The organism is Fangia hongkongensis FSC776 = DSM 21703, from assembly GCF_000379445.1.
Lineage (GTDB): Bacteria > Pseudomonadota > Gammaproteobacteria > Francisellales > Francisellaceae > Fangia > Fangia hongkongensis.
This window is the reverse complement of the sequence record NZ_KB902270.1, coordinates 187,762-202,067: the sequence shown is the minus strand read 5'-3', so window position 1 is coordinate 202,067 and position 14,306 is coordinate 187,762. Positions and strand designations below refer to the sequence as shown.

General features: G+C 39.7%; 12 protein-coding genes. 6 read left to right on the top strand and 6 right to left on the bottom strand.

The window, feature by feature from the left end; genetic code table 11:
- The coding region (locus A37Q_RS0110615) for an IS1/IS1595 family N-terminal zinc-binding domain-containing protein (RefSeq protein WP_018299078.1) at positions 1–221 on the bottom strand (221 nt) is incomplete at its 3' end.
- A gap of 167 nt (positions 222–388) precedes the next feature.
- Here A37Q_RS0110615 and A37Q_RS0110610 point away from each other — a divergent pair.
- The 4 genes from A37Q_RS0110610 to A37Q_RS16300 all read left to right on the top strand — a co-directional run bounded on the left by A37Q_RS0110610 (position 389) and on the right by A37Q_RS16300 (position 5,704).
- Positions 389–802 carry a carboxymuconolactone decarboxylase family protein gene (locus A37Q_RS0110610; protein WP_018300250.1) on the top strand — a complete coding sequence of 138 codons (414 nt, stop codon included), beginning with the start codon at positions 389–391 and terminating at the stop codon, positions 800–802.
- 289 nt (positions 803–1,091) lie between these two features.
- Positions 1,092–1,355, top strand: coding sequence for an FAD assembly factor SdhE (locus A37Q_RS0110605; protein WP_018300249.1), 264 nt, complete (start codon positions 1,092–1,094; stop codon positions 1,353–1,355).
- Positions 1,356–1,549: 194 nt separating this feature from the next.
- Positions 1,550–4,693, top strand: coding sequence for a bifunctional proline dehydrogenase/L-glutamate gamma-semialdehyde dehydrogenase PutA (gene putA / locus A37Q_RS0110600; protein WP_026196645.1), 3,144 nt, complete (start codon positions 1,550–1,552; stop codon positions 4,691–4,693).
- A 72-nt stretch (positions 4,694–4,765) separates the two neighbouring features.
- Positions 4,766–5,704, top strand: a complete 939-nt coding sequence (locus tag A37Q_RS16300) for a lipase/acyltransferase domain-containing protein (protein WP_018300247.1) — start codon at positions 4,766–4,768, stop codon at positions 5,702–5,704.
- Positions 5,705–5,723: 19 nt separating this feature from the next.
- Here A37Q_RS16300 and dctA read toward each other — a convergent pair whose 3' ends face one another.
- Positions 5,724–6,977 (bottom strand): C4-dicarboxylate transporter DctA, encoded by a 1,254-nt coding sequence (gene dctA, locus A37Q_RS0110590; RefSeq protein ID WP_018300246.1) that lies wholly within the window; start codon positions 6,975–6,977, stop codon positions 5,724–5,726.
- Between the two features lie 148 nt (positions 6,978–7,125).
- On the opposite strand from dctA, the gene A37Q_RS0110585 reads away from it, so the two are divergent.
- Both A37Q_RS0110585 and acs read left to right on the top strand, forming a co-directional pair.
- Positions 7,126–8,460: an alanine/glycine:cation symporter family protein gene (locus A37Q_RS0110585; RefSeq protein ID WP_026196644.1), complete on the top strand. Its 1,335-nt coding sequence runs from the start codon at positions 7,126–7,128 to the stop codon at positions 8,458–8,460.
- Positions 8,461–8,597: 137 nt separating this feature from the next.
- On the top strand, positions 8,598–10,496 hold the full coding sequence (acs, locus tag A37Q_RS15285; RefSeq protein WP_018300244.1) for an acetate--CoA ligase: 1,899 nt from the start codon (positions 8,598–8,600) through the stop codon (positions 10,494–10,496).
- A 15-nt stretch (positions 10,497–10,511) separates the two neighbouring features.
- On the opposite strand, the gene dusB is transcribed toward acs, so the two are convergent.
- From dusB to accB, 4 genes are read right to left on the bottom strand one after another with little or no spacing between them, the layout of a single operon-like run.
- Positions 10,512–11,471: a tRNA dihydrouridine synthase DusB gene (dusB, locus tag A37Q_RS0110575; protein WP_018300243.1), complete on the bottom strand. Its 960-nt coding sequence runs from the start codon at positions 11,469–11,471 to the stop codon at positions 10,512–10,514.
- Positions 11,468–12,352 (bottom strand): 50S ribosomal protein L11 methyltransferase, encoded by an 885-nt coding sequence (gene prmA, locus A37Q_RS0110570; protein WP_018300242.1) that lies wholly within the window; start codon positions 12,350–12,352, stop codon positions 11,468–11,470. The genes dusB and prmA overlap by 4 nt, the downstream gene beginning before the upstream one ends.
- A gap of 12 nt (positions 12,353–12,364) precedes the next feature.
- Complete coding sequence (gene accC, locus A37Q_RS0110565; RefSeq protein WP_018300241.1) at positions 12,365–13,708, bottom strand: acetyl-CoA carboxylase biotin carboxylase subunit; 1,344 nt, start codon at positions 13,706–13,708, stop codon at positions 12,365–12,367.
- A gap of 14 nt (positions 13,709–13,722) precedes the next feature.
- On the bottom strand, positions 13,723–14,202 hold the full coding sequence (accB, locus tag A37Q_RS0110560; protein ID WP_018300240.1) for an acetyl-CoA carboxylase biotin carboxyl carrier protein: 480 nt from the start codon (positions 14,200–14,202) through the stop codon (positions 13,723–13,725).
- Positions 14,203–14,306: the final 104 nt, after the last annotated feature.

Below are 14,306 nucleotides of genomic sequence, written 5' to 3'. Positions count from 1 at the left end.
GCCGTATCACGAATACCACTACCATTGTTGCACATATCAATAATCTTTTCTTTTGTCTCAGGAAGCCTGCCTTTTGCTTTATATTCAAGCTGAAAGTATTTGCCACAATCTTGGCATTTATACTTCTGAACTCCCTCAGGGTTTGACTTTATCCTATGCCTACCAGCCTTTACTGTATTATTGGATTTACATAGCCTGCAAGTAACGTCAATTTTTGCCATTTTTGATTGAGCATTTTACACGGAGTTAAGACAAAGTAAAACACTACCCAATGGTTGAAAGAACCTATACCAACTAACTAATTGTATTGGTGGAGCATTAATGTATGGTCAGCTTATAAATCATCTGAGCATATTACAATAAATAAAAATTTAACGAGGAAAGAAACATGGAATATTATAAAATATCAAAAAATACAATGAATTACTTATACAAGAGTCATGGAAGTTTAAAAGATTCACCTTTAGACCAAACCATTCGTACACTTGTGGAACTGAGGGTTTCACAAATCAACGGATGTACTTATTGCATCGAAATGCATATGGAAGAAGCAATAAAATGTGGCATTTCTGAAAATAAGCTAATTGCCTTACCAAGATCAATGGATTCAAATGAATTTAATGACAAGGAACGAGTGTCATTGAAATTTTGTGAACTATTGACACATCATATGCAAATTCACAAAGCAAGAGCTTATTGTCAGGAAATCAAAGAGTATTATACTGATCGAGAGATCGTGGATTTAACAATTTGCATCTCTCTTATGAATGCGTTTAATAGAATAGCTATTAGTTTAAGGTAGCAGTTTTCGCCCAGTCTGTAGGGTGCAGCAATTCCCGTCAAGTTGGTTTTTTTTGAAACATTTTCCAGATTGATGAGGGCCATTCTTGCAATTGAGACAGCGTTAGTATTCAAGGTGTGTTCGTGGAACACTTACCTACCAACTGCCGTAGCAAGGAAGAAAGTATGCTGGAATAAGTGTGATGGATGTATTTCATAATCAAGCATTATTTTGGTGGTTTCGTTTATATTTTTTTGATCTTCTATGCTAAGATGGCCCATCATGTGTTAAAAGCATATTTAGGGGTGTTATGTCTGATAATCAAATCGCATTGAATCGAGTGAGAATTGCTGCTAAAAGAGGAATGTTGGAGCTTGATTTGATGCTTGAGCCTTATGTTGAAAATGCTTATTTACAGGCAAGTGAGCTTGAAAAAAATCAGTTTCATGCGCTTTTATTGTGTGAAGATCAAGACTTATTTGCGTGGTTTATTCAGTCGAAAAAGGCGGATGATCAATATCGTGACATTGTTGAGAAAGTGTTGCTGGAAAAGAAGCGTTCATTTCATCAATAAATAATTAATTAATATAGCGATATACCATAGTTAAAGTTAAGAGAAGTTTTGGTATTAGGTGATTTCAGTGCAAGCTGAAGCATTGATAACAATGATTTCGATTCTAATGTAAGAAGGGTGGAGATATGAGTGAAATAATGGATAGACAGCCACAAAAACTTGTAGATAGTGTGTTAGCTGAGCCAGAAGGTACGATAAGCATGATTCTTGATAGAGAAGATAAGTTTGATCGATCAAACTTGATGTGTAATATTTCAAAGCACTGGTTGATCGATGAGAAAACCATTTTAAGTCACCTTGCAGAAGAAGCTACTCTTAGTGATAGACAAAGAGAAGAAGTTCAGGACATTGCAAGCGGCCTTGTGGCTTCTGTTCGTGAGACACGTTTAAGTAAAAGTGGTCTTGATGCATTTATGGCTAAGTATGACCTTTCAAGTGAGGAAGGCATCGTGTTGATGTGTTTGGCCGAAGCGCTTTTACGGGTGCCAGATAAATTCACGGCGGATAAGTTAATTAGAGATAAACTCACTGCCGCAAATTGGCAAGAGCATGTTGGTGATAGTGATCACTTATTTGTGAATGCGGCAACTTGGTGTTTAATGCTGACAGGAAAAATCTTAAAACCAACTCAAAATGGCAAGAAGCTCAAATCAGCGCTTCAGAGTTTTTTGGATAAACGCTCACGTCCGGTTATTCGTCGTGCTGTTATGCATGCAATGAAAGTATTGGGGCAGCAATATGTGATGGGCGAGAGTATTAATAAAGCACTTAAACGTGCAGAAGAAAAAGAGAAAATGGGCTTTAGCTACTCCTATGATATGTTGGGAGAAGCGGCAACAACAGCGAAAGATGCGGAGTTTTATTTCAAAGAGTATTATCAGGCAATTGAGTCAATTGGTAAGGCTGCTAAGTATAATAATGTTAGAGAAAATCCCGGCATTTCAGTGAAACTTTCAGCACTGCATCCTAGGTATGAAGTAGCACAATCTGATCGTGTGCACAGTGAGATGTATCCAAAGATTTTGGCCTTGGTTGAACTTGCAAAGCACCATCAAATTGGTATTAATATTGATGCTGAGGAAACCGAGCGGTTGGAGTTATCATTGGAGCTTGTATCACGCCTTGCGCATGAGAACTCGCTTTTAGGATTTGATGGAATTGGTATTGTTGTTCAGGCCTATCAAAAGCGTGCAACCTTTGTACTTGATTATTTAATTGATTTGGCTGAAAGAACGGATCATCGTTTTATGGTGCGTTTAGTCAAAGGGGCTTATTGGGATGCTGAGATAAAACATGCACAGGTTGAAGGTTTAGCAGGATATCCTGTTTTTACTGAAAAATGCTATACCGATGTCTCTTATCAGGCGTGTGTTAAAAAACTTTTCCAAAACACAGCGCATATTTATCCTCAGTTTGCAACACATAATGCCTACAGTACAGCGATGGTTATGCACTTGGCAGGTAGCTATAAAGACTATGAGTTCCAGTGTCTTCATGGAATGGGCGATGCGCTTTATGATCATGTCGTTGGAGAGAAAAACTATAATATTCCTTGTCGTATTTATGCACCAGTTGGAACTTACAAACATTTACTGCCTTACCTAGTAAGAAGGCTTTTAGAAAATGGTGCAAATTCGTCTTTTGTTCATAGAATTGTAGATGAGAAAACCCCAATTGAAGCATTGGTTGAAGACCCTGTTGAAATTGCAAGACAAAAAGGCTTTGAACCCCATCACCTTATTCCGTTACCAAATATGATTTATGGAGAAAAACGTATGAATTCAAAAAGTTATAATCTAAATGATACGCGCTCATTAGAAAAGCTTGCACTTGAAATGAGTGCCTTTGATCATAGTGAATTTAATGCAGCGCCTATTGTTACTGGCATCGATGTTAATACATTAACTAAAGAGCAAATCTTTAATCCTGCTAATAATAAGCCTGTTGGTTATGTCTATAATGCGGATTCAACCGTTGCAAAAAAAGCAATGGAAAATGCTAAAGATGCCTTTGAGGCTTGGGAGTCAACGCCAGCGAAAGTGCGCGCTGATGCACTTAGAAAATGCGCAGAGCTTTTAGAAGATAATATGCCAAAGTTCATGGCACTTGCTGTTAAAGAGGCGGGGAAAACATTAGCTAATGCACTTGGTGAAATTAGAGAAGCGGTTGATTTTTGTCGCTATTATGCGAATCAGGCAGAGGAGGAGTTTTCTCAAGCAAAAACATTAACAGGTCCAACAGGTGAGTTAAATCAAATTTCTCTTCATGGACGGGGTGTGAGTGTTTGTATTAGTCCTTGGAACTTCCCATTGGCGATTTTTTTAGGGCAGGTAACAGCTGCATTGGCTGCGGGAAATACTGTGGTTGCTAAACCTGCTGAACAAACCCCCATTATTGCTTATGAGGCTGTGAAGCTCTTGCATGCAGCTGGGGTACCTGAAAAGGCTCTTCAGTTTGTGCCTGGGGATGGTGAGTCAGTTGGTGCAACGTTAATTGACAGTGATAAAGTTCAAGCAGTGATTTTCACAGGATCAACTGAGGTGGCAAAGATTATTCAAAATACTTTGGCGAAAAAAGAAGGTGCGATTATTCCTTTAATTGCTGAAACAGGTGGGCAAAATGTGATGGTAGTGGATTCATCCTCTTTGCCAGAGCAGGTAGTAAAAGATGTGATCAATTCCTCTTTTGACAGTGCAGGACAGCGATGCTCTGCTTTAAGAGTATTATATCTTCAGGAAGATATTGCTGATAATGTAATTGAAATGCTAAAAGGTGCAATGGATGAGTTGGCAGTGGGTGATCCAAGTTATATCGAAACGGATATTGGCCCAGTTATTGATGGTGAGGCAAAAGAGGGGCTTTTATCTCATATTCAAAAAATGAAAAAAGAAGCTAAATTGATCTATGAGTTGCAAAGAGATAAGGCCTTAAATGAAGGGCAATATGTTCTTCCTTGTGTCTTTGAAATTGATGCGATCTCCCAACTGAAGCGCGAGGTGTTTGGGCCAGTTTTGCATATTGTTCGCTTTAAGGCAAAAGATTTGCCCAAAGTCGCAGATGAAATTAACTCAACAGGATATGGTTTAACTTTTGGTATTCATAGTCGTATTCAAGAGACGGTTGAGTTTTTTAAATCGCGCATACGTGTTGGCAATATTTATGTGAACCGTAATATTGTTGGGGCTGTAGTTGGTGTGCAACCATTTGGTGGTCAAGGCCTATCTGGAACAGGTCCTAAAGCTGGTGGACCATTGTATCTTCATAGGCTTGCAGTTGAACGTACAGTGAGCATTGATACAACCGCATCAGGCGGTAATGCTTCATTAATGAGCTTGTAGCGTCAGGCTTAATTTTTCTAAGCTGATATAATGTAATCATAGGTTTGATTTTGATGTATTTGGATAATACAGATGAAAGATTACATTATCATTGGTGTACATGGCCTTTTAAATAAAAATAGTCATTTCATAACGGAAAAATGGTGGAAAGAGGCTATTTTAGAAGGCCTTAAAAAGAACTGCCATTATTATGGTGATATTGAATTTAGTTTATTATATTGGGCTGATTTGCTCCATAAATACCCTTTGCATAACGATGATCATTTCTTTTTTGATGAGCTATATAATACAGAGCCTTATATCGAAGCGCAGAGTCAAAAGTTTGCTCGGTTTTCGCATTCATTTTTGAAACGGATGGAGCTTTTTAAGCAAAATATACAGCGAAAGCTGGTTAATTTATTGCAAAAGCAAGAATCTATTTCGTTTTGGGCGGCAAACAAATACTTTCGCGATATGGCTTATTACTATAATGAAGAGATTAGAATTTATGATCGAAATGGGCAGAGAAAATCCCTTCGAGAGATTTTGATGAATGAGCTGATTACGGAGATAAAAAAGCATCAAGGGAAGCGTATCATCATTATTGGGCATTCCATGGGGGCGATTATTAGTTACGATGTTTTACGCAATTTGCGCTCTTTTGTTAAAGATATTGATGTAGTCGATGGGCTTTGTACTTTGGGAGCCCCGCTTTCTTATGCTATTGCTTATAAGCATCCTTTGGCGACATTAACAGATGGCCATTTTCGTCAAAAGCTTCGTACCCCTACAGTTGTTGATAGCTGGTATAATTTTACAGACCCAAGAGATTTGGCATGCTATAAGCTTAAGCTATCTTCTATTTATGCGCCCAATAGAGCGGGAACTAAGGTGATTGACCGTTTGGTTCATAATGAGTATGAAGCGTATAATCAGCTTTTGGGGAAAATGGTAAAAAATCCACATAAATCCTTTGGCTATCTGCGTTGTCCTGAATTTTCCAGAGTGATTAAGCGTTGGATTCAAGTTTAAAAAATTAAAGTGGTAAGCTTTATGATTTGGCGAGTATCTTTTTTGCTTTCTCAGAATCAAAGGACTTTTGCCATTTGGCAATAATAATAGTTCCAATGCTGTTTCCAATCATGTTGGTGATCGCTCGACCTTCAGACATAAAGCGGTCAATGCCAAGAATAATCACGATGCCAGAGACAGGTACAACGCCAATAGCAGCCAAGGTGCTTGCAAGGATGATAAATCCGCTTCCTGTAACTCCAGCTGCACCTTTAGAGCTGATTAACATCACGCCGAGCATAAAGAGTTGCTGCTCAAAGCTCAGATGAGAGTTTGTTGCCTGAGCAATAAAAAGCGCAGCTAAAGAAAGATATATTGCTGTGCCATCAAGGTTGAAGGAATAGCCAGTTGGAATCACTAGTCCTACGACGGTTTTTTTGCAGCCAAGATCTGTGAGCTTTTCGATTAAATTAGGCAATACAGTCTCTGAGGAGGAAGTGCCAAGAACAATCAATATTTCTGTTTTGATGTAGCCTATAAGTTGGAAAATACTAATGCGACAGTAAAAGTATAAAATGGCGCCAAGTACGATAAAGATAAAGGCAAGACAGGTTAGATAGAAGCAAAGTAAAACACCAATAAGTCCAAGAAGAGAGTGAAGGCCATACTCGCCAATGGTATACGCCATAGCAGCAAAAGCAGCAAGTGGGGCGTAGTGCATAATAGCGTGAATAATTTTAAAGAACACTTTAGATAGTTTCTGAATGCCCTTAACGATAGGCTCTGCGCCATCACCGTAGAGTAATAAGCCAATGGCGAATAAGATGGCAACAAAAAGTACTTGTAAAATTTCGCCATCCGTAAAGGCACTTAGAAAGCTGTGTGGGATAATGTTAAAAATAAAGCCCTGAAGTGAATCCATTTGTTCGGCTTTCCCGATATAAGCTTGAGCAGCATTAATATCAAGTGCATTTGCATCAATGTTCATTCCACTTCCTGGGTGCAGTAAATTGGCAACAATAACGCCAATGGCAAGTGCTGCAAGTGTTGTAAGAAAAAAGTAAACAAGGGCTGCGCCACCAATTTTTCCAACAGCCTTTAAATCACGCATTGCAGCAATTCCAGAGACGATAGTTAGAAAGATAATTGGGGCAATCAACATTTTGATAAGCTTAATAAAAATATCGGCAAATGGTTTCATGTGCGTTGCAATATTTGGGGAAATAATACCGAGAATAATCCCTAGGATAATACCAATGATGACTTGGGCGTAAAGGTGTTTGAATATTTTCATATGGCGTGAAAAAAAGTTACAGATTTACTCAGTATAAAGTGCATATCATTAGAGGCAATAGATTTTTTAAAGCATCACGCTTTACAATTTGTTCTAGCTGTTTTACGGTGGTGATTGAGAAGTCAAATCAATGAGGGAGTTATTTGCGATGGGAGAGTATTTTTCAGATTTTTTCACCATGTTAAATGGTTACGTATGGGGCCCTTACATGCTGGTGTTATTGCTTGGGGTCGGTTTGGTGCTGAGCATTGGGCTTGGCTTTATGCAAATAAGAAAGCTGCTCTATGCATTTAAATTGTTATTCTCAAGGAGAAAAACTCAGGACGAGGGTGATATCTCTCCCTTTCAAGCACTAATGACCTCACTTTCTGCAACGATTGGAACAGGAAATATTGCTGGGGTGGCAACGGCTATTGCTATTGGTGGGCCAGGCGCTGTATTTTGGATGTGGTGTACAGCAATTGTTGGGATGGCAACTAAATATGCCGAGGCAGTGTTGGCAGTTAAATATCGTGAAGTAGATGACAAAGGGCGCCATGTTGGTGGGCCTATGTATTATATTAAAAATGGCTTGGGCAAGAAGTTCGTTTGGCTCGGCGTGCTCTTTGCTATATTTGGTGGTATTGCTGGATTTGGAATTGGTAATATGGTGCAGTCAAATTCAATTGCACATGTCTTATCAGTAAATGTATCCATTCCGCCTGTTGTTTCTGGCGTGATTGTGGCGATATTAGCAGGGCTTGTTCTATTGGGCGGTATTAAGCGCATCGCCCATGTTGCAAGTGCCATTGTGCCTTTTATGGCGATTGGTTATATCGTGTGTGCATTAATTGCTATCATCGTTAACATTCATCTTCTTCCTCAAGCTTTTGCACTTATTTTTACTTATGCTTTCACTCCTGTTGCTGCAACGGGTGGATTTGCAGGTGCTGGAATTATGCTTGCCATCCAAATGGGGGTGGCGCGAGGTGTGTTTTCAAATGAAGCAGGCTTAGGCTCAGCGCCCATTGCCCATGCTGCGGCTAAAACTAACTCACCTGTGCGCCAAGGCACCATTGCAATGCTTGGAACCTTTATCGATAGCATCGTTATTTGCACAATGACAGCGTTGGTTATTATCTTATCGGGTTATTGGTCATCTGGTGCCAGTGGCGCAGAGCTTTCCTCGCATTCGATGAATTTACTTGTTCCATACCTTGGAACATGGGTTGTAACGCTTGGGCTTGTCTTTTTTGCCTTTACCACGGTTATCGGCTGGAGTTATTATGGCGAGCGTTGTATTGAGTTTTTATTTGGTGAGAAGGGAATTATTCCATTTCGTATCATTTGGATAATTGCACTGCCAGTTGGCGCAGTGGCAAAGCTGGATTTTATTTGGCTATTGGCTGACACATTAAATGGATTAATGGCTGTTCCAAATTTAATTGCACTTTTACTTTTAAGCCCAGTGGTATTTAAGCTGACAAGGCAATATTACAAATAGTCTTTACAATGATTTATGCTGTTTGCAATAGTGCTATATACGCCGCAACAGATTTTCTTATGGTTTCTTTAGAGGAAGTTTGATAACCTTATTTTCATAACAGAATTTGTACTTTATCTACATAATGGGGTGCGTTTATGCAACAAAGTGATTGGCTGAGTCAGAAGGAGTTTAGTTTAAATGAATCAAATGCTTTTTGGACAAAAGAAGCAGAAAAACTCGATTGGATAACCTCTTGGAAGACGCTACAAAGTGGCAGCTTTAACACAGGTGATATTAAATGGTTTGAAGAGGGTGAGTTAAATGTATGTTATAACTGTGTTGATCGCCATTTAGATAAATATGCAGATAAAACTGCGTTGATTTGGGAAGGGGATTCCCCTGACGACTACAAAGCAATTAGCTTTGATACGCTTCACAAACAGGTGATGCGCTTTGCTAATGTGTTAAAAAAAATAGGTGTTAAAAAAGGCGATGTGGTATGTATTTACTTGCCGCTAATTCTTGAGGCACCAATTGCGATGCTTGCTTGTGCTAGAATTGGTGCAATTCATTCTGTAATCTTTGCTGGGTTCTCACCTCAGTCCATTGAAGATCGAGTCAATGATGCTGCTTCTAAGTTCATTATTACAGCAGATGGTGGTTTTAGAGGTGGAAAAAAAGTAGCTCTTAAAGAGAATGTCGACATTGCAATTAAAAACTGTCCCACGGTGGAAAAAGTTTTGGTGGTTGAGCACGCCAAAAATGACATTCAATTAGAACATGGACGTGATTATTTATATCACTTGCTTGCAAATGAAGTGGGTGAGCAATGTGATGTTGAGCCAATGAATGCAGAAGATCCACTTTTTATTCTTTATACCTCTGGTTCTACAGGAAAGCCAAAAGGGGTTGTGCATACCACTGCGGGATATCTTTTATATGCTTCTTTAACGCATCGTGAGATTTTTGGTGTCAGAGAAAATGATGTGTATTGGTGTACAGCAGATGTTGGTTGGATTACTGGGCATTCATATGTTGTGTATGGGCCTTTGGCTAATAGGACAACAACGCTTATCTATGAAGGTGTTCCATGCTATCCAGCTAAATCAAGATTTTTTGATATTGTTGATAAATACCAAGTGAATATATTTTATACTGCGCCAACCGCGATTCGGGCCTTGCAAGCAGAGGGTGATGAGGCGGTTTTAGCTAATACTTCACGTGACTCATTAAGAGTACTTGGGTCTGTTGGTGAGCCTATTAATCGTGAAGCATGGTATTGGTATCATGATAAGGTTGGCAAATCCAATTGTTCCATTGTAGATACTTGGTGGCAAACTGAGACAGGAGGCATTATGATCTCTCCAGGATTTGCACATAAACAAAAGCCAGGTTCGGCGATGAAATCATTTCTTGGCATCGAGGCAGCAATTTTAAATAAGGATACCTCTAAAGAAATCTCTGGGGCACTTTCAGCGCATGATTATGGTGCGCTGGCAATTAAAAAACCGTGGCCGGGAATGATGAGAACGCTGTGGGGGGACCATGAGCGTTATATGGATACCTATTTTAATGTCTATAAAGGCTATTATTATCCGGGAGATGGCGCGTATCGTGATCAAGAGGGCGATATTTGGATTTCAGGGCGTCTGGATGACATTATTAGTATTGCTGGACATAGAATTGGTACCGCTGAAGTTGAGAGTGTTATAGATTCACATCATGCCGTTGCTGAAACAGCGGTAATTGGCATTCCTGATGCAATTAAAGGCGAGGTGATTTATGCCTATGTTACACTTGAAAGAGATAGTATTCCAACTGATCAGCTAAAGAAAGATATTATTGCTTGGGTAAGAAAAACCTATGGACCTATCGCTACTATCAAGGTGATTCAATGGACAGATGAATTACCAAAGACAAGATCAGGTAAGATTATGCGGCGTATTTTACGTAAAATTGCACACTTTGAGGAAGCTCAGATTGGCGATGTATCAACTTTGGCAGACCCTGAATGTGTGCCAGCATTAATTGAGGGGCGAATCGATTATCGTTAGGCAGGACAGCAAAAGCTAAACACCTAGTTGTCGAATATACTCTAACTGCGCATTGGTTTCTGTCAGTATATTAAAGTGCTTTTTTATCGCTTTTGACATGTTAAAGTGATCTAAATACCAGCCGACGTGTTTTCTTGCAAAACGAAGCCCCATATACTCGCCATAGAAGTGATAGAGTGCTTGAATATGCTTGAGAATAATCGCTCTTTGCTTATGAAGTTGGGAATAAGTCTTATAGTGGCCTTTGGCTAAATAGTCATTAATCTGTGAAAAAATCCATGGATTTCCGTGTGCACCTCTTCCTATCATTAAGCCATCCGCTTGCGTGTAATGTAAAACTTCTTTTGCTTTTTCTGGTGTGGTAATATCGCCATTGGCTATGACGGGAATCTTGATGGCATTTTTAATATTGGCGATGGTATCATACTCAGCATAGCCTGTGTATTTTTGCTCACGTGTTCGACCGTGAATGGTTAATAGTGCAATCCCCTCATTTTCAGCAATGCGAGCAATATTAAGAGCGTTTTTATGCTCATTGCTCCACCCTGTGCGTATTTTGAGTGTGACGGGTACATCAACGCTTTTAACAACCTGTTTAAGGATATTTCCAACAAGTTTCTCATCTCGCATGAGTGCAGAACCTGCAAGTTTATTGCAGACTTTTTTTGCTGGGCAGCCCATATTAATGTCAATAATATCAGCGCCTTTTTCAACATTATACATTGCTGCTTCAGCCAAAAGCTCAGGATCTCCGCCAGCAATTTGAATAATCTTAGGGGAAATCTCATCACTATGATCAAGGCGTCTTTGTGTTTTAGTGCTCTCATACAAATGTTTATGAGACCATACCATTTCAGAGACAACCCAACCGGCACCAAACTCTTTACAAAGCGCTCTAAAAGGAAGATCGGTTACGCCAGCCATTGGCGCAAGAAATAAAATATTCTCAGAAGAAAAAGTGCCAATTTGTATCATTTTTTAATGCCAGAGATAAGCGCCCATTCATCCTTGTAAGTTGGTTTTAAAAAGGTAACTTCATCTTCATAGGCACATATTAGATTATTGACCTGACTATCAAGTACCCCTGAAAATATCACTGTGCCAGCTGAGCGTAGTTTAGAGAGAATATCATCCTTAAGCTCAATTAAAATACCTACTAGGATATTGGCAATAACCACATCTGCTTGTATATTCTGAGGTGTTTCACTGGGTAGGGAAGCTATGACTCCAGAGCTAATATGGTTTTTAAGTGCATTTTCTTTAGTGGCTAAAATAGCCTGTGGATCGTTGTCAATAGCAATGACTTCTTGCGCACCAAGTTTCTTGGCTGCAATTGCTAATATGCCAGAGCCGCAGCCAAAATCAACAACCTTCTGGGCGCGCTCAATAGTAATGTTTTCATCTAACCATTTAAGACAAAGCGCTGTTGTTGGATGGGTTCCTGTGCCAAAAGCAAGCCCAGGATCAAGAAGAAGATTCACTTTTGTATCATCATTTGGACTCTCCCAGCTAGGATAAATCATCAAACGACTGCCAAAGGACATCGCTTTGAAATCTTCCATCCAAGTCCGTGTCCAGTCCTGATCTTCAAAGCTACGTATTGTCAGTGCACTGATGATGTTTGAATGCGTATTGTTAAGAGAAGTTGAAATAGTATCTACATCGTACTCTTCGGTAAAAAGGGCAACGAGAGTAACTTCATCCCAAAGCGGATTTTCGCCAACTTTTGGCTCTAAAATAGGCTGATCTTTAGCATCTTGATAACTGATTGAGCAAGCTCCAAGCTCAAGAAGAAAGTTTTCAATAATCTCTAAATTGTGCTGAGAGCAGCTAAGAGAAATCTCTTTCCATAACATAAGAGGATAATCCTAAGCTTGAGATAAAAGCTTTTCTAGATAGTGGATGTTTGTGCCACCTTTTTGGAAATCTTTATCGGCCAGAATGCGATGGTGCAGTGGAATATTTGTTTTAATGCCACTGATAATCATTTCCTCTAATGCACTTTGCATACGCTGAATAGCAATGTCTCTATTGCGTGCATGTACAATCACCTTAGCAATCATTGAGTCATAGTTTGGTGGGACAAAATATTGAGAGTAGATATGGGAGTCAACGCGCACACCAGGGCCACCTGGGGCATGATAGATATCAATCTTTCCAGGGCAAGGTAGCATCTTATCAGGATCTTCTGCATTGATCCTACACTCAATAGCATGTCCATTGATTTGTACATCTTCTTGTTGATAGCTCAGGGTTCCACCAGCAGCAATGCGAATTTGCTCTTTAATCAAATCTAAATTGGTAATGGCTTCAGTGACAGGGTGCTCTACCTGAATACGCGTATTCATTTCGATAAAGTAAAACTCGCCATTTTCATATAAAAACTCAAATGTGCCTGCACCGCGGTACTTTAATAGCTTACAAGCATCAACACAGCGCTTACCAATGGCTTTTCTTTGCTCATCAGTCAATCCAATAGCAGGCGCCTCTTCAATAACCTTTTGATGACGTCTTTGTGTTGAGCAGTCACGTTCATATAAATGAATAGCATTGCCTTCACCATCGCCAAAGACTTGAATCTCAATATGGCGTGGATTCTCGAGGAATTTCTCCATATACACCATATCGTTATTAAAAGCCATCTTAGCTTCAGCTTGTGTCATCTCAATAAATTTAATCAAATCTTCTTCTTTTCTGACAACACGCATGCCACGACCACCGCCGCCGCCTGCAGCTTTGATCATGATAGGATAACCAATCTCACGAGCCATATTAATATTATCTTCAGCATTATCACTAATTGGACCGTTAGAACCTGGTACGCAGGGAACCCCTGCTTTTTTCATATTTTGAATGGCCGCTACTTTATCACCCATAACGCGGATGCTCTCAGCACGTGGACCTATGAAAATAAAGCCACTTGATTCAACAGATTCAGCAAAATCTGCATTCTCTGATAAAAAGCCATACCCTGGGTGGATAGCGTCAGCACCAGAGATTTCAGCCGCTGCAATAATACGAGGAATATTTAAGTAACTCTCTGCAGGTGTGGCAGGTCCAATACAGATTGTCTCATCTGCAAGTTTAACATGCATTAGATCACGGTCAGTTGTTGAGTGAACAGCAACGGTTTTGATGCCAAGTTCACGGCAAGCTCTTAAGATGCGAAGGGCAATTTCCCCTCTGTTAGCAATGAGTATTTTTTTTATCATAATACCAGCCCAGCTTAACCGATGATAAATAGAGGTTGATCAAACTCAACAGGCGCACCATCATTAACAAGAATTTTAAGCACCGTTCCTGAACTTTCAGCTTCAATCTGGTTCATGATTTTCATTGCTTCAATAATGCAAAGTGTATCACCCTTATTGACTACCTGACCTTCGCTAACAAATGCGCCAGCACCAGGTGATGGAGATTGATAAAATGTACCAACCATTGGAGATTTAACTTGTTGTCCCTGTGGTAAGCTTTCAGTATTTTCTTGCGCTGGTGCTTCACTGGTTACAGGTGTGGCTAAAGCCTCAGGTGCTGGCATTGGTGTGTGATAAATTTGTTGTGCGGGTGCTTGTGCAAATACAGGTGCAGGAGGTGTCACCTGATTGCCAGTGATGCGAATAGAGGTTTCACCTTCTTTGATTTCGATCTCATTCACATTAGAGTTTTCAATAAGTGTAATGAGTTTTTCTATCTTTTTAATATCCATCAATGTTATACCCTTCGTTATTGTTATATGTTTTATTTGTATGATACACACTGTACATTGCTCAGTGTGTCATTCGCCAACGTAATCTACAGCAAAACAGTGCA